General features: G+C 69.7%; 18 protein-coding genes. 12 read left to right on the forward strand and 6 right to left on the reverse strand.

The annotated features are described in order from the left end of the window. Positions 1-106: 106 nt before the first annotated feature. Both ACQEU8_RS12915 and ACQEU8_RS12920 read right to left on the reverse strand, forming a co-directional pair. The gene (locus ACQEU8_RS12915) at positions 107-811 is read right to left on the reverse strand and encodes a helix-turn-helix domain-containing protein (RefSeq protein WP_433100028.1); all 705 of its coding nucleotides are present in this window, start codon (positions 809-811) and stop codon (positions 107-109) included. Next, the gene (locus ACQEU8_RS12920) at positions 808-2,142 is read right to left on the reverse strand and encodes an MFS transporter (RefSeq protein WP_433100030.1); all 1,335 of its coding nucleotides are present in this window, start codon (positions 2,140-2,142) and stop codon (positions 808-810) included. Before ACQEU8_RS12920 ends, ACQEU8_RS12915 begins: the two co-directional genes overlap by 4 nt. A 227-nt stretch (positions 2,143-2,369) precedes the next feature. Between ACQEU8_RS12920 and ACQEU8_RS12925 the strand changes: the two genes are divergently transcribed. Continuing rightward, positions 2,370-2,825, forward strand: a complete 456-nt coding sequence (locus ACQEU8_RS12925) for a VOC family protein (protein WP_433100032.1) — start codon at positions 2,370-2,372, stop codon at positions 2,823-2,825. A 109-nt stretch (positions 2,826-2,934) separates the two neighbouring features. Continuing rightward, positions 2,935-3,474, forward strand: a complete 540-nt coding sequence (locus ACQEU8_RS12930; RefSeq protein WP_433100034.1) for a hypothetical protein — start codon at positions 2,935-2,937, stop codon at positions 3,472-3,474. 90 nt (positions 3,475-3,564) lie between these two features. Here ACQEU8_RS12930 and ACQEU8_RS12935 read toward each other — a convergent pair whose 3' ends face one another. Next, on the reverse strand, positions 3,565-3,819 hold the full coding sequence (locus ACQEU8_RS12935; RefSeq protein ID WP_433100036.1) for a hypothetical protein: 255 nt from the start codon (positions 3,817-3,819) through the stop codon (positions 3,565-3,567). A gap of 802 nt (positions 3,820-4,621) precedes the next feature. Between ACQEU8_RS12935 and ACQEU8_RS12940 the strand changes: the two genes are divergently transcribed. The 4 genes from ACQEU8_RS12940 (at position 4,622) to ACQEU8_RS12955 (ending at position 6,785) form a co-directional block, all read left to right on the forward strand. Beyond that, entirely contained in the window at positions 4,622-4,999 is a 378-nt protein-coding gene (locus ACQEU8_RS12940; protein ID WP_433100038.1) for a peptidase inhibitor family I36 protein, read from the forward strand. Between the two features lie 28 nt (positions 5,000-5,027). Further along, on the forward strand, positions 5,028-5,405 hold the full coding sequence (locus ACQEU8_RS12945; RefSeq protein WP_433100040.1) for a peptidase inhibitor family I36 protein: 378 nt from the start codon (positions 5,028-5,030) through the stop codon (positions 5,403-5,405). A gap of 11 nt (positions 5,406-5,416) precedes the next feature. After that, on the forward strand, positions 5,417-5,794 hold the full coding sequence (locus ACQEU8_RS12950) for a peptidase inhibitor family I36 protein (protein ID WP_433100042.1): 378 nt from the start codon (positions 5,417-5,419) through the stop codon (positions 5,792-5,794). Positions 5,795-5,885: 91 nt separating this feature from the next. Next, entirely contained in the window at positions 5,886-6,785 is a 900-nt protein-coding gene (locus tag ACQEU8_RS12955) for a hypothetical protein (RefSeq protein WP_433100044.1), read from the forward strand. A 118-nt stretch (positions 6,786-6,903) separates the two neighbouring features. Here ACQEU8_RS12955 and ychF read toward each other — a convergent pair whose 3' ends face one another. Beyond that, complete coding sequence (gene ychF, locus ACQEU8_RS12960; protein WP_433100046.1) at positions 6,904-7,992, reverse strand: redox-regulated ATPase YchF; 1,089 nt, start codon at positions 7,990-7,992, stop codon at positions 6,904-6,906. Positions 7,993-8,309: 317 nt separating this feature from the next. On the opposite strand from ychF, the gene ACQEU8_RS12965 reads away from it, so the two are divergent. After that, positions 8,310-9,062, forward strand: a complete 753-nt coding sequence (locus ACQEU8_RS12965) for a DUF6542 domain-containing protein (protein ID WP_433100048.1) — start codon at positions 8,310-8,312, stop codon at positions 9,060-9,062. A gap of 100 nt (positions 9,063-9,162) precedes the next feature. Here ACQEU8_RS12965 and ACQEU8_RS12970 read toward each other — a convergent pair whose 3' ends face one another. Beyond that, positions 9,163-10,200, reverse strand: coding sequence for a 4-hydroxy-3-methylbut-2-enyl diphosphate reductase (locus ACQEU8_RS12970; RefSeq protein WP_433100050.1), 1,038 nt, complete (start codon positions 10,198-10,200; stop codon positions 9,163-9,165). A gap of 147 nt (positions 10,201-10,347) precedes the next feature. On the opposite strand from ACQEU8_RS12970, the gene ACQEU8_RS12975 reads away from it, so the two are divergent. The 4 genes from ACQEU8_RS12975 (at position 10,348) to ACQEU8_RS12990 (ending at position 14,119) form a co-directional block, all read left to right on the forward strand. After that, positions 10,348-11,796 carry an APC family permease gene (locus ACQEU8_RS12975; RefSeq protein WP_433100052.1) on the forward strand — a complete coding sequence of 483 codons (1,449 nt, stop codon included), beginning with the start codon at positions 10,348-10,350 and terminating at the stop codon, positions 11,794-11,796. Positions 11,797-11,904: 108 nt separating this feature from the next. Next, positions 11,905-13,119 carry an exodeoxyribonuclease VII large subunit gene (gene xseA, locus ACQEU8_RS12980; RefSeq protein WP_433100054.1) on the forward strand — a complete coding sequence of 405 codons (1,215 nt, stop codon included), beginning with the start codon at positions 11,905-11,907 and terminating at the stop codon, positions 13,117-13,119. A gap of 9 nt (positions 13,120-13,128) precedes the next feature. Next, positions 13,129-13,443, forward strand: coding sequence for an exodeoxyribonuclease VII small subunit (locus tag ACQEU8_RS12985; RefSeq protein ID WP_433100056.1), 315 nt, complete (start codon positions 13,129-13,131; stop codon positions 13,441-13,443). 82 nt (positions 13,444-13,525) lie between these two features. Continuing rightward, complete coding sequence (locus ACQEU8_RS12990) at positions 13,526-14,119, forward strand: malonic semialdehyde reductase (RefSeq protein WP_433100058.1); 594 nt, start codon at positions 13,526-13,528, stop codon at positions 14,117-14,119. 135 nt (positions 14,120-14,254) lie between these two features. On the opposite strand, the gene ACQEU8_RS12995 is transcribed toward ACQEU8_RS12990, so the two are convergent. Then, positions 14,255-14,863: a DUF4245 domain-containing protein gene (locus ACQEU8_RS12995; protein ID WP_433100060.1), complete on the reverse strand. Its 609-nt coding sequence runs from the start codon at positions 14,861-14,863 to the stop codon at positions 14,255-14,257. Between the two features lie 222 nt (positions 14,864-15,085). Between ACQEU8_RS12995 and glpX the strand changes: the two genes are divergently transcribed. Then, the gene (gene glpX / locus ACQEU8_RS13000; protein WP_433100062.1) at positions 15,086-16,120 is read left to right on the forward strand and encodes a class II fructose-bisphosphatase; all 1,035 of its coding nucleotides are present in this window, start codon (positions 15,086-15,088) and stop codon (positions 16,118-16,120) included. Positions 16,121-16,218: the final 98 nt, after the last annotated feature.

Below are 16,218 nucleotides of genomic sequence, written 5' to 3' on the forward strand. Positions count from 1 at the left end.
CGACACTTCTCCGAGTATGGAGCCCGCCACTGACATCGGCTCCCCGTGCCGCCCGACCGGCCAGGTGCCGTCACGGTGTGCGGGGGGCCGGGGCGGCCCGGACGGCTCAGCCCTCGCCTGCCCTCATCGCGAACAGCACCATGGTCGCGCTGACCCGCACAGCGCCCTCCGTACCGGGCGGGAGGGCGTGCCGGTGCAGGTCCTCGCCCAACTCCTTGGCACGCTCACGCACCCGCTGCCACACCTCGGGCTCCAGCCACACCTCGGCGTCCGTCATCTCGCCCCGTACCCCGGTGTCCCGCTGCGCCGTACGCCGCCGCAGTTCCTCGCCGAGCGCACCCGCCAGAGCGAGATACGAGTCGACGCCTTGTGGGACGCCTCGCCCCAGCAGTTCGCCGCTGTCGGGGTCGTGGCGGTACCGCTTGGCCGTCCCACCCCGTACGGGGACTTCGCCGGCCGCTTCGACGAGTCCTGCCGAGTGCAGTCTGCGCAGGTGGTAGCTGACGTTGGCCTGTGACTGGTCGAGGACCCGCGCGGCCTCTGCGGCGCTGTACGCCTGCCCGGTCAGCAACGACAGCAGCCGCAGCCGCAGCGGATGAGCCAGCACCCGCAGATCCGCGACAGAGGCCTCGTCGGCCCCGGGACGAGGATCGCCCGCGTGCGGAGCATCGGAACCGGAGACGTCTGGGCCGGAGGGGCCTGACGAGGACCCGGAGGAGTCTGACGAGGAACGGGAGGGGCCTGACGAGGCCCCGGCGGGGCGGGACGAGTCGGAGGAGCGGGGTTCGGGCACCCGGCCAGTCTGCCTCACGCCTCCGCACCTTGCGGAGCGCTCCGGTCCGGCACCGGCTCGCCCGTCGTCAGCCCCCGCACCTGACTGCTGCACAGTGAACCCACCGTCACCAGCGCGACGAGCGCGACTCCACACAGCAGCGTCGGACGTACCCCGAAGCGTTCCGCCAGTGGCCCGGCCGCCATCTCGCCCAGCGGCAGCGCGAGGGTGGAGCCGAGGGCGTCGTAGGAGTAGACGCGGGCCAACTTGTCCTGCGGCACGTTCTCCTGGAGCGAGAGGTCCCATGCCACGCTGAACTGTTCGATGGCCATACCGTTCACGAACATCGCCGCCATCAGGAGCAGCACATCGGCCGACTGTGCGAGGGCGAACAGCGGCAGCGCGTCCAGCGCCACCACTGCGACGCCGATCCGCAGCGCGTGCCGCGAACGGGAGCGTGCCACCAGCAGTCCGCCGATCAGCGCCCCGGCCATCTGGGTGGCCAGGACGAATCCCCAGGCGGTACGGCCGAATGTCGCATCGGCGACCGTCGGCCCCAGCACCTGGATGCCGCCTGCCGATACGGCGTTCACCACGAAGAACTGGAGAACCACCACCCACACCCAGGTACGGGACACGAACTCCGTCCAGCCCTCGCGCAGTTCCCGCCAGGGGCGCACCGGTTCGGCGGGCGCAGCCGACCGCGCGCCGGCATCGCGGCGTGCGGGATCGCGGCGTACGAGTTCACGCCCGGCAAGCCGATAGGCGAACGCGGCTCCCAGGAACGCCACTCCGTTGAGCACCATCCCCCACCCCGGCCCCGCGACGGCGGCCAGCAGCCCGCCCAGCGAAGTGCCCGCGATCATCCCGGTGTTGACCCCCATCCGGGACAGCGCGTTGGCGGGCCGCAACTCGCCGGGCGGCACGGTGAGCGGAACCAGCGCGGCGGAGGCCGGTATGGAGACGGCCGCCGCGGCACCCTGCACCACGCTGAGCACCAGCAGCACGCTGAGCGGCGCCCGGTCCAGCAGCACCGCGAGCCCGACCCCGCTCTGCACCAGCGCGGCGGAGAGGGCAGCGCCCTGGAGCACCAGCGCCCGCGGCATCCGGTCCGCCAGCAATCCGCCGAACAGCAGCAGCACCACGTTACTGACCGACCGGGCTCCGACCACGAGCCCCACGTCCACCGCGGAGCCACCCATGTCGAGGACGGCGAAGGCGAGGACTACGGGCGCCATGGAGTTGCCGAAGAAGGTGAGTGCCCTGCCGAGCGCGAGCTCACGGAAGCCGCGCCGGCGCAGTATGCCGCGGAGCGCGGCGCGATCCGGACGCTCGGGGCGAGGGGAGTTGGGAGAGGTGGAAGAGGTCACGTAAGGGAGTGTGCGGTACGCGGAGCCGACCGTCAAACACTTCTTTGGAGGTGGTGCCGGTTTCGACGGTTCCGGCGGTTCCGGTGGTCCTGGCGGTTCTTGGCGGTCCTGGCGGTTCTTGGGCGGTCGGCTCGCATCGGCCCTGCGGCGCCCTACCCCCAAGGCCCGAGATCACTTCCGTCCCGCGCCCGAGGCCCAGGCACATTCCCCTGTGCAACGGTGCCCCCATGAGCAGCAGCACCCATCCCCACAGCTGGCCGGAGCACCTGTCCGTGGGCGCGGTCCGCTTCGCACGGCCGACGGCCCGCTTCGATGCCGTATGCGCCTTCTACCGGGACGATCTCGGCCTGCCCGTCCTCGCCGAGTGGCGCGATCACGCGGGCTACGACGGAATCGTCCTGGGCCTGCCCGGCACACCCGTCCACATGGAGCTCACCCAGCACGGCGACCCACCCCGCATCCCCGCCCCGCACCCCGAGAACCAACTGGTCCTCTATCTGACGGACCAGACCGCCCACGACCACGCGGTGACCCATCTGCGCTCCCGCGGCCACCACCCCGTCCCCGCGGCCAACCCCTACTGGCCCGACCACGGAGCAACCCTCTTCGAGGACCCCGACGGCTGGCTCCTCGTCCTGGCTCCCTGGACCTTCGGCGACACTCCGGCACCAGAACACCCGTAATCGACCCGCCGTTCACCACGGTGACGGAGCCGCTGTACGGGGCTCATCCGCACACACCCAGCCGCAGAGGGCGGGTCCGGCTGTCGGTGGCCCCTGCTACGTTCCGGACATGACCGCATCGGACGATCTCCTGCACCGGATCGAGAACGACCCTGCTCTCGCGGAGCTGTTGGTGTGGCCCGGCGACTTCGACATCGAGCGCCGCGACCCCGTCGAGGAGCTCCGGCTCCCGAACGGTATGCCGCTGTACCCGATAGCCGGATGCGGCGCGGGAGGCACCTACTTCCTGTGCGGCGAGCCGGGAGTGCAGCAGCGCCCTGTGCTGTACGCGGACTCCGAGGGACAGGCCACCCTCATGGCCGACGATCTCGTCGAGGCCATCCGGCTGATAGCGCACTGCCCGTACTGGCGGGATCTTGGCGCGGGCTTCCCTTGGCACGAACTCGAGGAAGACATGCGCGACGACCATCCCGACTTCGACGAGCTACGGGACCGCCTGCTGAAGGCCCTGGACCTCGAACCGCTGCCCGCCGAGCAGGCGGTGACCCGACTGCGGGCCACCGCCGCGCGTACGTCACCCGACTTCGCGCCTGTGTCGACGGAGAACGACCGCATGCCCTACGAGCTGCTCTTCGCGCGCGGACTGTAAGACGGTCCGGACTGTCATACGGTCCGGCCTGTAAGACGCTCCCCGAGCCGGAGCCGGCGAGCGGTGGACCAGCGGATGGAACGCCACACCTCACTCGTCCGACTGACCGTCGTCCGACGACCCACTGGTCGACAGCCAGGAACGGGCGGGCTCGGCAGCATGGGTGGTGTCCACGGTGAGGTCCAGACGGGTGCCGCCGTCGTGCCCGATGGGATAGCTGCGCTGTTCCGTGGCCCTGAAGCAGCGCCGGAGCACCTCCGCCACCTGACGTGCCGTCTCCGGGGACGCCGCGACGATTCGAACCTCGGCGTATCCGGCCGAGGGCACTTGTTCCGGTGCTTGCATGGTGACCCTCGTTCATCTATCTGACATGGGAGGCACGAGCACCCATGTGACGTACCCCGGGCACGCCGCCCTGGCGTCGCCCCGTCGCCCCGATCCGACACGCCCCGGTCAGAGAGTAGGGGCCACTCACGCTCTTCGCGGTGATGTACGGCGGCCCTGTCGGCCGGTCACCGACGCTTGAGGCCCTCCCTGCCCGCCGCGCACCCGCCCCGCGCACCGGACGGGCGTCGCCGTAACGGAAGCCCTCGGCACAGCACCGGCGCTTTTGCCCGCGGTCGACTCGCCTCGCGGCGCCGGCCACAACCTGTCGCGGGAGCAGTAGCTCTGAAACAGCGCCGGAACCAACCGCGACGGGCCCCGCCCTCTCGGCCCGACGGCACCCGCGGCTGCGCGCCACCCAGTTCACGGCCGCACACTGGCGTCCCAACCCAAGAGACGGCACCAACTGGCCCTCGCTACCGGCGAGTTACGGAGAAATGAGGGCTGGACGGGTGCGATTACGCGGCTATACTTTCAGCGATTTCTGGCGTGCAGAAGAGGGGAACTTGTGGCGCGCGCAGTTGTCTCGCTGTTAGCGCGCCGTCGCTGAGCGCATTGATCCTGATTGGCCTGGACCCGGCCATACCGACCCGTCCGCAGAGTATGCGACCACTGCGGAATGCAGATTCCATTTCCTGCCGCGGAGCTGCCCTGCGCGGTTTCCAGGGCGCCCTCTCAACTGGCATGCCGTCAATTGCCCTGTGTGCTGGTGCCCGCATTACCGGTGCCGGTGCCGCGCACCGTTCATGAAGGAAGGTTCCTCTTGAAACGCACTATCGCCCTCACCCTGGGCGCCCTCTCGCTGAGCGCGGCGAGCCTTGTGGCGGTTACCCCGGGGGCGCAGGCCGACGCTCGGATCGACGTACCCCAGTGCAAATTCAGCGCTGCGTTCTGCCTGTACGAGCACGACCGCTTCGACGGGGACTACATGCAGAATCCCCAGGACGAAGGCTGCGACAACGTCGGCCGCATCATGAACAACAAGGGGAGTTCGATGATCAACGCCTCGAACGACCGGATCCGGCTGTACGACAAGGCCAACTGCGCGGGCTCGTCCGGGTACGCCGCCAAGCCCAAGAGCGAGGACAAGGACTTCACCAACAACGGGTTCGACAACAAGGCCACCTCGGCCAGGTACTAACCGCTGCCGAAGAAGAGAGGAAAAGCGCGTGAAGCGCACCATCACCCTCGCCGTCGGCGCGCTGTCGCTGGCGGCAACGAGTCTGATCGGTTTCAGCTCGCCCGCGCAGGCCGACGCGACAGGCCAGAAGTGCGCCTCGGATGTGTCGTTGTGTCTCTTCGAGCACGACAACTACAAGGGGAAGGTCAGGAGCTCCTTCGCCGACGACCTCTGCCAGAACGTGCCCAGCTACATGAACAACAAGGCCAGCTCGATGACCAGCGGCTCGAATTACTGGGTGCGGCTGTACGACAAGGCCAACTGTTCCGGCGCTTCGGGCTACTACGCGGCTCCCAAGAGCAAGGACAAGGACCTGACGAACAACGGGTTCGACAACAAGGCTAGTTCCTTCAAGGCATCGATCTGAAAGGTTTTCTCATGAAACGCACTCTTGCCATTGGCGTGGGCACGCTGTCGCTGGCCGTTTCCAGCGTGATCGGCTTCAGCTCCACCGCGCAGGCGTCGCCCGGCCAGCACTGCACGCTCCGCGACTATTTCTGCCTGTACGAGCACGACGACTTCAACGAGGGCGCGTCCGGCACCGTCCGCGAGTGGAGCAGAGTTCCCGACGGCCGCTGCAAGAGGACCGGCAGCCCCAACTGGGCCAGCTCGATGATCAATAGATCGAACCGAAGTGTGTACATGTACGACAGGGACAACTGCGCCGGCTCGCACGGCTACCGCGCGAGACCCGATAGTCACGACGCGGACTTCACCAACAACGGGTGGGACAACAAGACGAACTCCATCAAGTAGTAACCCCGTAGTGCAGTAAGGCGGTGTGTGGCGCCCGCACAACTGGCGCCACACACCTTGCACGATTTCAAAGAAGTCGAGGAGTAACAGCGTGTCTGTTCGCCTGTGGGGTGTGGCCCTGCTGCTTGTCGCCACGACTGTGGGCTGTTCGGCGTCATCGTCGGATTCCCCGCCGCAGCGCCAGCGGGAGGGCGGCCCGAAGTATTCCGGTCCCGTTCCCCTCCCGGGCGAGGAAGCGCGGAAGATCACCGTGCCGTTCGACGCGTACAACATCTCCCCGGCCGAGGGCATGAGGATCGATACCGCCGAGGACTCCCTGGTGGGCGAGTGCATGCGTCACCGGGGCATGAAATGGAAAGCGGTCCCGCTCCCCCCGGAACGCGATATCGAGCCGACCAACCGCCGCCGCTACGGCGTTGTCGAGCCGGACGCTGCCCGCATCTTCGGCTTTCACGACCCCGAGAACCGCCCGTCCGTGACCCGGCGCAGCGAGAAAGCCGATGCCCGCGAAAAACAGCTCTCCCCCAAGGAGCAGCGTGCCGCATACGGCGACAAGTCCAAGAGCGGCCCCGGCGGCTGCCTGAAAAAGGCCCGGAATCAAGTGATGAAGGGGGCACCCAAGATCAATATCCCCCTCTTCAACACGCGCATCAAGCAAACCTTCGACGCATCCCAGCGTGACCCGAAGGTCAAGCGCGCCTTCCGCTCCTGGAGCACCTGCATGAAGAATGCAGGCTTCCGCTACAAAGACCCCCTCGCCGCCGTCACCGACAAACGTTGGGAGACGGCCAAACCTTCCCACAACGAGATCCGCACCGCCAAGGCAGACGTACGCTGCAAGAAGAAGACCAACCTAGCGACCATCTGGATGGCAACCGAAAAGCACATCCAAACCAACGCAATCCGCAAACACCCCAAGGATTTCCAAGCCCTGAAGAAAACCAAACAAGTCCAACTCAAAGCCGCCCACCGCATCCTCACCAGCAGCTGATCAGTAAACGCGGCGCCCAACCACCCTCACGAATGTCTTTGTGGGGCCGACTCGAAATCGGGCCGACCCCGCAAGACCTGCGCGCATGCAGGTCAGCGATCAGCTGCGACGGCAGGCGTCACACATTGAACCGAAACTCCACCACGTCACCGTCCCGCATGACGTAGTCCTTGCCTTCCATGCGGGCTTTGCCGGCGGCGCGGGCTTCGGGGACGGAGCCGGTTTCGAGGAGGTCCTCGTAGGAGATGACCTCGGCTTTGATGAAGCCCTTCTGGAAGTCGGTGTGGATGACGCCGGCGGCTTCGGGAGCGGTGGCGCCCTTTTTGATGGTCCAGGCGCGGGCTTCCTTGGGGCCTGCCGTGAGGTAGGTCTGGAGGCCGAGGGTGTGGAAGCCGACGCGGGCGAGGGTGGCGAGGCCGGGCTCTTCCTGGCCGACGGTCTGGAGGAGTTCGAGGGCCTCGTCCTCGTCCAGCTCGGCGAGGTCGGCCTCCAGCTTGGCGTTGAGGAAGACGGCGTCGGCGGGGGCGACCAGCGCGCGCTGTTCGTCCTGGAAGGAGTCGTCCATCAGCTCGTCCTCGTCCACGTTGAAGACGTAGATGAACGGCTTCGTGGTGAGAAGGTGCAGCTCGTGCAGCGGCTCGGCGCGCTCGGTGCCCTGGGCGATGCCCGCGGAGAAGAGGGTGCGGCCCTCCTCCAGGATGTCCTTCGCCTCCTGTACGGCCTTGACCTGCGGCTGCTTGTCCTTCTTGACCCGCGCTTCCTTCTCCAGCCGGGGCAGGACCTTCTCGATCGTCTGCAGGTCGGCCAGTATCAGCTCGGTGTTGATCGTCTCGATGTCGTCCTTGGGCGAGATCTTTCCGTCGACGTGCACGACGTTGTCGTCCTTGAACGCGCGGATGACCTGGCAGATGGCGTCGGACTCACGGATGTTCGCCAGGAACTTGTTGCCCAGGCCCTCGCCCTCGCTCGCGCCCCGCACGATGCCGGCGATGTCGACGAAGTCGACGGTGGCCGGGAGGACGCGCTGGGAGTTGAAGATCTCGGCCAGCTTTCCGAGGCGGGGATCGGGGACGCCCACGACGCCGACGTTCGGCTCGATGGTGGCGAACGGGTAGTTGGCCGCCAGCACCTCGTTCTTGGTCAGGGCGTTGAAAAGGGTCGACTTGCCGACGTTCGGCAGGCCGACGATTCCGATCGTGAGCGACACGTTGCGACTACTTCCCGTTGCCCCTGGCGGGGGTTCTCCGTAGTGGGGTCTTTTCGCGGACAGGCGGCCCGGAGGCCGACCACCCAGTCTACGGGCGCCCGGGGTCGCACTCCCCGGGGCTTCGGGGAACGGTGCGCGGCCGACAGGGCCGGACCGGGCACGACGGACCCCGCCGGACCGGGCACGGCCGACACCGGCGGACGGGGCATCCCGACACCGCCGGACCGGGTACGGCCGACAGCGCCGGACCGGTGCCATTGGCGGATTCCGCGTGTTCATGACGGCAACTGCGGGCCTGTACCACCTACCGTGGCCCGGTGGAGCAACGCAGCGCGCGCACGACCCAGCACGACCCGTACGAGCGGTACGGGGCCCCTCCCCCGGGCGAGGGCGCCGACGGCGGTGGGGACGCCGCCCGGCGCAGTCCGCGGCTCCCGCATCCGGCCGCGCCCGCGCCCCCGGCCGCCGCCGCATCCAGAGCCTCGGGCCAGGCGCAGGCCACCGCTCAGGCGAGGCCCGCCGCCCCGGGCGCCGCTCCCGCGCGGGGAGCCGCCCCGCAGGCTCCCGGCCGGCAGCGGGCGTCCCGGCGCGGAACGGCCCGGCAGGCGCGGGGCGCGCAGGGAGCCGCGCCCCGTACGGCCGACGGCCGGCGCCGCGGAGCACGCGACAGGTTGCCGACGCCCCGGCTGACGGGCCTGGGCGTCGGGGTGTTCGCCTCACTGCTGATGGTGCTGCTCGGCGGCCTGGTGTCGCTTCTGCCCGGCGGGGCGCCCGCGTTCTACGGCATCGGGTTCGTGCTCGTCGCCATGGCCGCCGCGGTGTGGGTGCGGCCGACGGAGCTGTTCGCCGCGCCGATCGCCGCACCGCTCGCGTACACGATCGGGCTGTTCTTCGCCGGGGGCACCGGTGACGGTTTCACCGGTGTACTCCAGAACGTCTTCACCGGCTTGGCGCTGCACGCGGGGTGGCTATACGCGGGAACGCTGGCCGCCGCACTGATCGGGCTGATCCGCAAGGCAGCGCTCAGCCTGCAGGAGCGCCGCTCGCGACGGCGCGCCGAGAGCGGCTGACGTACACGGAACCCGACGACCTGGACCGTCGGGCCCGGCCCCCAGGTGAGGGGACACGGGACACCCCGACGGTCCGACAGCCGTGGCCCCGCATACTCCGTCAGGCCCGCAGTCGCTCCGCTGCCTCCGCGCGCAGGTCGCGGCGAAGCTCCTTCGGCAGTGAGAACTGCATGTGCTCGTCGACCGGCTTGACGATCTCGACCTCGTCCCAGCCGCGCTGCGCCAGCCACTCCAGGACGCCGTCGACCAGGACCTCCGGCACGGAGGCGCCGGAGGAGAGACCGATCGTCTCGACGCCTTCCAGCCACGCCTCGTCGATCTCGTCCGCGTTGTCGACCAGGTGGCCGTCCTTGGCGCCGTGTGTCAGTGCTGTCTCGACCAGGCGTACGGAGTTGGAGGAGTTCTTGGAGCCGACCACCAGCACCAGGTCGGCCTCGGCGGCGACCTGCTTGATGGCGGTCTGGCGGTTCTGGGTGGCGTAGCAGATGTCGTCGCTGGGCGGCGAGAGGAGGTTCGGGTAGCGGCTCTTGAGCGCGTCGACCGTTTCCATGGTCTCGTCCACCGACAGGGTGGTCTGGGAGAGCCACACCACCTTCTCGGGGTCGCGGACCTCGACGTTCTCCACGTCCTCGGGGCCGTCGACCAGCGTGATGTGGTCGGGCGCCTCGCCGCTGGTGCCGATGACCTCCTCGTGGCCGTCGTGGCCGATCAGGAGGATGTCGTAGTCCTCCTTGGCGTACCGCACGGCCTCCTTGTGCACCTTGGTGACCAGGGGGCAGGTGGCGTCGATGGTGGCCAGCTTGCCGCGCTCGGCCTCCTTGTGGACGGTGGGCGCGACGCCGTGCGCGGAGAAGATGACGATCTCGCCCTCGGGCACCTCGTCCGTCTCCTCGACGAAGATGGCTCCCTTTTTCTCCAGGGTCTGGACGACGTACTTGTTGTGCACGATCTCGTGCCGTACGTAGATCGGAGCGCCGTACTGCTCCAGCGCCTTCTCCACGGCGATCACCGCGCGATCCACGCCCGCGCAGTAGCCCCGGGGGGCGGCGAGCAGGACGCGGCGGCGGCCCGGAGCGGTGGATTGCGGTGCGGTGGCTTCCGGTGCGTCGGCGGGCCTGCGGTCGGGCGAACCAGTCATGGCTCCATCGTAAGGGCCGTGCTCGTATCGTCCTGGGGCCGCCGGGTGGCATCCCCCTAGAGGCGCCGGGAGTGCGGGGGCACTCGGGGCGTACGTCCGGGCGCGTGCCCCGCTGCCGGCGGGGGTCTTCTGCGGCAAGCTGGCCTCATGCCTGGAGCTCGCTCGCACACAGCCGAAATCCTGGGGGACCGGCCGGGCGGTGCCCTGCGGCGCAGTCTCACTCTGCGCGATCTGATCGTCTACGGGCTGCTGTTCATCGCGCCGATGGCACCAGTGGGCATCTACGGCGCACTGGACGCGCGCAGCCATGGCGTGGTCCCCCTGGTGTATGTGGTCGCGACAGTGGCCATGTCGTTCACGGCCTACTCCTACGCGCGGATGATCCATACGGTGCCGCAGGCGGGCTCCGTGTACGCGTACGCGCGCGTGGGCCTCGGGCACGGGGCGGGCTTCGTGGCCGGCTGGATGATGATGCTGGACTATCTGCTCATCCCTGCTGTCGCCTATCTCTTCTCCGGGATCGCCATGGCGCAGCTGGTGCCCGAAGTGGACCAGTGGGTCTGGACGGCGCTCGCGGTGGTGGTGACAACAGCACTCAATCTCTCGGGTGTGCGCCGTGCAGCAGTGGTCGGTTTTCTGGTGCTGGCCATGGAGATCCTGGTGCTGCTGGTGTTCGTCGTCGCGGCACTCGTCGTGCTGGCACAGGACGGGCCTCAGCGCGACTGGCTCTCGCCGCTCACCGGGGACCGCGGCTTCTCGCTGACGGCGCTGCTGAGCGCGGTCTCCGTCGCGGTGCTGTCCTTTCTGGGCTTCGACGCCATCGCGAACTTCGCCGAGGAGGCGGTGGGCGGCAAGGGCAGCAGCGCCGCCATGGTGGCGCGGGCACTGGTGTGGTGCCTGCTGGTGACAGGTGTGCTCTTCGTCGTCCAGACGTATCTGGCCGCACTGCTGTCGGAGGATTCCTCCCGGCAGCTGGCCGAGGACCCGGCCGCACAGGGCGCCGCCTTCTACACGGCGACCGAGGCGGCGGTCGGCGGCTGGCTGCAGACGACGGTGGCGGTGAGCAAGGCGATCGGCGCGGCGTTCGCGGCGCTGGCGGGGCAGGCGGCGGCCGCCCGGCTGCTGTACGCCATGGCCCGCGACCGGCGGCTGCCGCGCGCGCTGGGCAGTGTCAGCTCGCGTACCGGGGTGCCGGGGCGGGCGCTGCTGCTGAGTGCGGTGCTGACGCTGTGCGCCGCTGTGTGGGCCGCGCGGGCCGCCGAGGGGCTGGACCGGCTGGTGTCCATCGTGGACATCGGCGCCCTGTTCGGTTTCGGCATGCTGCACCTGTCGGTCATGGGTTACCACGGGCTGGGACGGCGCGAGGGCAGGCGTCAGGTGGGCGAGCGGGCAGCCGTTGCGGAGGCGGGGGACCAGCGCCGGATGAGCGTGCTGTGGGACTGGGTCGTACCGCTGGTGGGGCTCGGAATCATCGTCGCGGTGATCGTCACCGCGAACCGCGAGGCGCACTGGGTGGGGCTGGTGTGGCTGGTGGTCGCGCTGGTGGCACTGGCGGTACTCCGCCGGCGGGACAGGCGCGAGGCGGCGGCCGGCTGACAGGGCGCGAGGCAGCGGCCGGTCGAGGGGGTTCGGGGGCTGTTGCCGGTTCCCCGAGCGGTGCCCGCGGCGGCGGGGGCTGTCGGTGGCAGGGCCTAGCCTTCTCGCATGGCTCTCACCACGTCCGCCGAATCCCCGATCCCCGTCAGCGAGGTCTCCCGGCTGATCCGTGGCTGGATCGACCGGCTGGGCGCCGTGTGGGTCGAGGGGCAGATCATCCAGCTCTCCCCGCGCCCCGGCGCCGGAATGGTCTTCCTGACGCTGCGCGACCCCTCCCGCGAGGTCTCGCTCAGCGTCACCTGCTTCCGTCAGGTGTACGAGCAGGTCAAGGACGTCATCAGCGAGGGCACGCGGGTGACCGTGCACGCGAAGCCGGAGTGGTACGAGAAGACGGGGCGGCTCTCGCTGCGCGCTGCCGAGATCCGCCCGGTGGGCGTGGGCGAGCTGCTCGCGCGGCTGGAGCGGCTGCGCAGGGCGCTGGCGGCCGAGGGGCTGTTCGCGGCGGAGCGCAAGAAGCCGCTGCCGTTCCTGCCGCAGCGGATAGGGCTGATCACCGGCCGGGCCTCGGACGCCGAGCGGGATGTGCTGCACACCGCGCGGGAGCGCTGGCCCGCCGTGCGCTTCGAGGTGCGCAACACGGCGGTGCAGGGCGCTTACGCCGTCTCGCAGATCATTGAGGCGCTGCAGGAGCTGGACGCCCGCGAGGACGTGGACGTGATCATCGTGACGCGGGGCGGGGGCGGAATGGAGGACCTGCTGCCGTTCTCGGACGAGCGCCTGGTGCGCGCTGTGGCCGCGGCACGCACCCCGGTGGTGTCCGCGATCGGGCACGAGGCGGACTCTCCGCTGCTGGACCTTGTTGCCGATCTCCGCTCGCGTACGCCGACCCACGCCGCCAAGGACACCGTTCCGGACGTCGGCGAGGAGCACCAGCGGGTGCGGGCGCTGCGGGAGCGCTCCTGGCGCGTCATCAACGGGTTGCTGGAGCGTGAGGAGCGTGGCCTGGCGGAGGTGATGAGCCGGCCGGCGATGGCCGACCCGCACGTCATGGTGGAGGACCGCGAGGACGAGATCGCTGGGCTGCTCGACCGCTCCCGGCGCTGCCTCGACCACCGGCTGGCCCGCGCGGAGGACGCGCTGGCGCACACCCACGCCCGGGTCGTCGCGCTGTCACCGGCCGCGACGTTGCAGCGGGGCTACGCGGTGCTCCAGCGGGAGGACGGTGCCGTCGTGCGGGACGCCGCCGAGGTCTCGGAGGGCGACCTGCTGCGGGCCCGGGTGGCGGAGGGAGAGTTCGGTGTCGCTGTCGGACCCCACGCATAGGCTGGCGGCATGACGACGGAAACGGAAGGCCGGACGGCCGGGAGCAGCCCGGCGGGTGCCGCGACGGATGCCTCGGCGGGCACGTCCCAGGCGGAGCTGGCGACGGCGGACGCGCTCAGCTATGAGCAGGCGCGGGCCGAGCTGGTCGAGGTCGTACAGCGCCTGGAGTCCGGCGGCTCGACGCTGGAGGAGTCGCTGGCGCTGTGGGAGCGCGGCGAGGAGCTCGCGGGCATCTGCCGCGCCTGGCTGGAGGGGGCGCGGGCCAGGCTGGACGCGGTGCTGGAAGAGGAAGAGGCGGAAGCCGAGGAGGACGAGGAGGACTGACCCTTTGTTCAAGCTTGAACTAGTGCTGGTTACACTTGCCTGAGCACGCTCGACGTCGTACGCAAAGGCAAGGCACCACCCCATGGCTCTCGCCCTCGACCCCGCAGCCCAGGACCTCCTCTTCCGCGAGGCCCACACCGCGAACGCCTTCACCGACGAGCCGGTCACCGAAGAGCAGATCCAGGCGATATACGACCTGGTGAAGTACGGGCCCACGGCGTTCAACCAGTCGCCGCTGCGGCTCACGCTGCTGCGCTCGCCCGAGGCCCGCGAGCGGCTGCTGACGCATATGGCGGAGGGCAATGTGCCCAAGACCCGCACGGCCCCGCTGACCGCGATCCTCTCCTACGACCTGGACTTCCACGAGCGGCTGCCGGAGCTCTTCCCGCACGCCCCGCACATCAAGGACGCGTTCTTCGCCGAGGAGAGCGCCCGCGAGGGCGCCGGCGCCCTCAACGCCACGCTCCAGGCCGGGTACTTCATCCTCGGGGTGCGCGCGGCGGGGCTCGCCGCGGGGCCGATGACCGGCTTCGACCCGCAGGGCATCAACAAGGAGTTCTTCGGCAACGGCCGCCGGCGCGTGCTGCTGGTCGTCAACATCGGCAAGCCGGGCCCGGACGCGTTCGCCCCCCGCTCGCCGCGGCTGCCCTACGACGATGTGGCGACCGTCCTCTGAGACGCCGCCCCCACAGACCGCCCCCCGCGCGTACTCCCCCCCTCGCGCGGGGGGCTTCCCTTTTCGCGGAGGTTCCCCTCCCGGCCGCTGCTGGCCCCTCCCGACCGCTGCCCGGCCTCCCGGTCCGCCCGGCGCCTACCCCGCGGGCGTCGCGGAACCGCTCCCGCCCGACTTCCCCGGCTTCGCCGACTCCTCCGGCCTCTCCGACTTGGCCTCGAGCGCGCCGGCCAGCTGCCCCAGCTGCCGGAAGCTCGCCGTGCCCGTGACCACGGTCACGGACTTGCCGTCGTCGGCGGGGCGCACCAGCGCGTCGTACTTCGGCCCCTTGTAGCGGGTCCACTCCTCGCCGGCGACGCGCTGCTTCTTCGCCGTCTTCTCGGCGCCCTGCGTGACGTCGTCGATGAACCGGACCGGCCGCCGCTGGTCGCTCTGCTCGACGGCGGCGTACTCGTTGTCCGGGGTCATGAAGCCCAGGTGCCATACGGACCCCGCCGGGCCGTCGGCCGTGTAGCGGACGGAGGTGGCGCGCCACTCCTTGGACAGCCCCTGCGGCGCGGCCACCGGGTACGGCGCCGCGCGTCGTGCCGACGCCAGCTCCACGCCGTAACCCACCGTCTTGACCGGGTCCTTCTTGTCGTCGTGCGGGATGAACAGATAAATGATCCAGGCCGCGAAAATGATCACCGCCAGCGAGATCACCATGTCGCGCACGGCCTGCGCGCCCCGCTTCTTGTCTGCTGCCACGCCCCCATCGTCCCTTATGCCGGTCGGCGGCTTGTGCGAGGGGCGGGGGCTGCACCGGCGCCCCCGTTCCGTCCCCCGCAGTTCACCCCCGGTCTGCTCATCCGTGGGCGCCCCTGCTCAGTCTGTGGCCGACGGGTAAAATCTTGCCCACCCTCGCCGAATCGGCACAGCTCACCTGGCCGCAGTGGTCGTAAGAGTCGCCGTACAGAAAGGTGTGTTCCGATGACCGAACACAACCACCTCCCCTCCCAGCTCGAAGTCAGCCCGGAGGCCCCGGACCGCAACCTGGCGCTGGAGCTGGTGCGGGTCACCGAGGCGGGGGCGATGGCTTCGGGCCGCTGGGTCGGCAAGGGCGACAAGAACGGCGCCGACGGTGCGGCCGTCAAGGCGATGCGCACCCTCGTCTCCACGGTTTCCATGAACGGCGTCGTGGTGATCGGCGAGGGCGAGAAGGACGAGGCCCCGATGCTCTACAACGGGGAGCGCGTCGGCGACGGTACGGGCGCCGAGTGCGATGTCGCGGTCGACCCGGTCGACGGTACGACGCTCACCGCCAAGGGCATGGGCAACGCGGTCTCGGTGCTGGCGGTGGCCGAGCGGGGCTCTATGTTCGACCCGAGCGCGGTCTTCTACATGGACAAGCTGGTGACGGGCCCCGAGGCGGCGGAGTTCGTGGACATCACGGCACCGCCCGCGGTGAACATCCGGCGGATCGCCAAGGCCAAGGGCTGCGGCGTCGAGGACGTCACCGTCGTCGTGCTCGACAGGCCGCGCCACGAGGGGCTGGTGAAGGAGATCCGGGAGGCCGGCGCGCGGATCAAGTTCATCTCGGACGGCGATGTCGCGGGCGCCGTCATGACGGTCCGCGAGGAGACCGGCGTCGACCTGCTGCTGGGCGTGGGTGGCACCCCGGAGGGGATCATCGCGGCCTGCGCGATCAAGTGCCTCGGCGGGACGATACAGGGCAAGTTGTGGCCCAAGGACGACGAGGAGCGGCAGCGCGCCCTCGACGCGGGCCACGACCTGGACCAGGTGCTGCTCACCGATGACCTGGTCAGCGGCGAGAACGTGTTCTTCGTCGCCACCGGCATCACCGACGGCGACCTGCTGCGGGGCGTCCACTACCGGGGCGAGCGCGCGTTCACGCAGTCGCTGGTGATGCGGTCGAAGTCGGGGACGATCCGGCAGATCGAGTCCGTCCACCGGCTCTCGAAGCTCCGCGCCTACAGCGCCATCGACTTCGACCGCGCCCGGTAAGTCCGGTTGCCCGGTAACGAGGGCTGCGCCCCGTAAGGGGCGCGGGGAACTGCGCGATCAGCCACAAACCACCCGCAGCCTGCCGACGTCGGACAGGG

Origin of the sequence: Streptomyces sp. CA-250714, from assembly GCF_050936705.1 — a bacterium.
Lineage (GTDB): Bacteria > Actinomycetota > Actinomycetes > Streptomycetales > Streptomycetaceae > Streptomyces.

Excerpts from the sequence above, each read along its gene's own strand:
- ACQEU8_RS12990 (WP_433100058.1), top strand. The coding sequence starts at position 13,526 with ATGGCTCTCGCCCTCGACCCCGCAGCCCAGGACCTCCTCTTCCGCGAG.
- ACQEU8_RS12985 (WP_433100056.1), top strand. The coding sequence starts at position 13,129 with ATGACGACGGAAACGGAAGGCCGGACGGCCGGGAGCAGCCCGGCGGGT.
- ACQEU8_RS12975 (WP_433100052.1), top strand. The coding sequence starts at position 10,348 with ATGCCTGGAGCTCGCTCGCACACAGCCGAAATCCTGGGGGACCGGCCG.
- ACQEU8_RS12930 (WP_433100034.1), top strand. The coding sequence starts at position 2,935 with ATGACCGCATCGGACGATCTCCTGCACCGGATCGAGAACGACCCTGCT.
- glpX (WP_433100062.1), top strand. The coding sequence starts at position 15,086 with ATGACCGAACACAACCACCTCCCCTCCCAGCTCGAAGTCAGCCCGGAG.
- ACQEU8_RS12925 (WP_433100032.1), top strand. The coding sequence starts at position 2,370 with ATGAGCAGCAGCACCCATCCCCACAGCTGGCCGGAGCACCTGTCCGTG.
- ACQEU8_RS12935 (WP_433100036.1), bottom strand. The coding sequence starts at position 3,819 with ATGCAAGCACCGGAACAAGTGCCCTCGGCCGGATACGCCGAGGTTCGA.
- ACQEU8_RS12950 (WP_433100042.1), top strand. The coding sequence starts at position 5,417 with ATGAAACGCACTCTTGCCATTGGCGTGGGCACGCTGTCGCTGGCCGTT.
- ACQEU8_RS12970 (WP_433100050.1), bottom strand. The coding sequence starts at position 10,200 with ATGACTGGTTCGCCCGACCGCAGGCCCGCCGACGCACCGGAAGCCACC.
- xseA (WP_433100054.1), top strand. The coding sequence starts at position 11,905 with ATGGCTCTCACCACGTCCGCCGAATCCCCGATCCCCGTCAGCGAGGTC.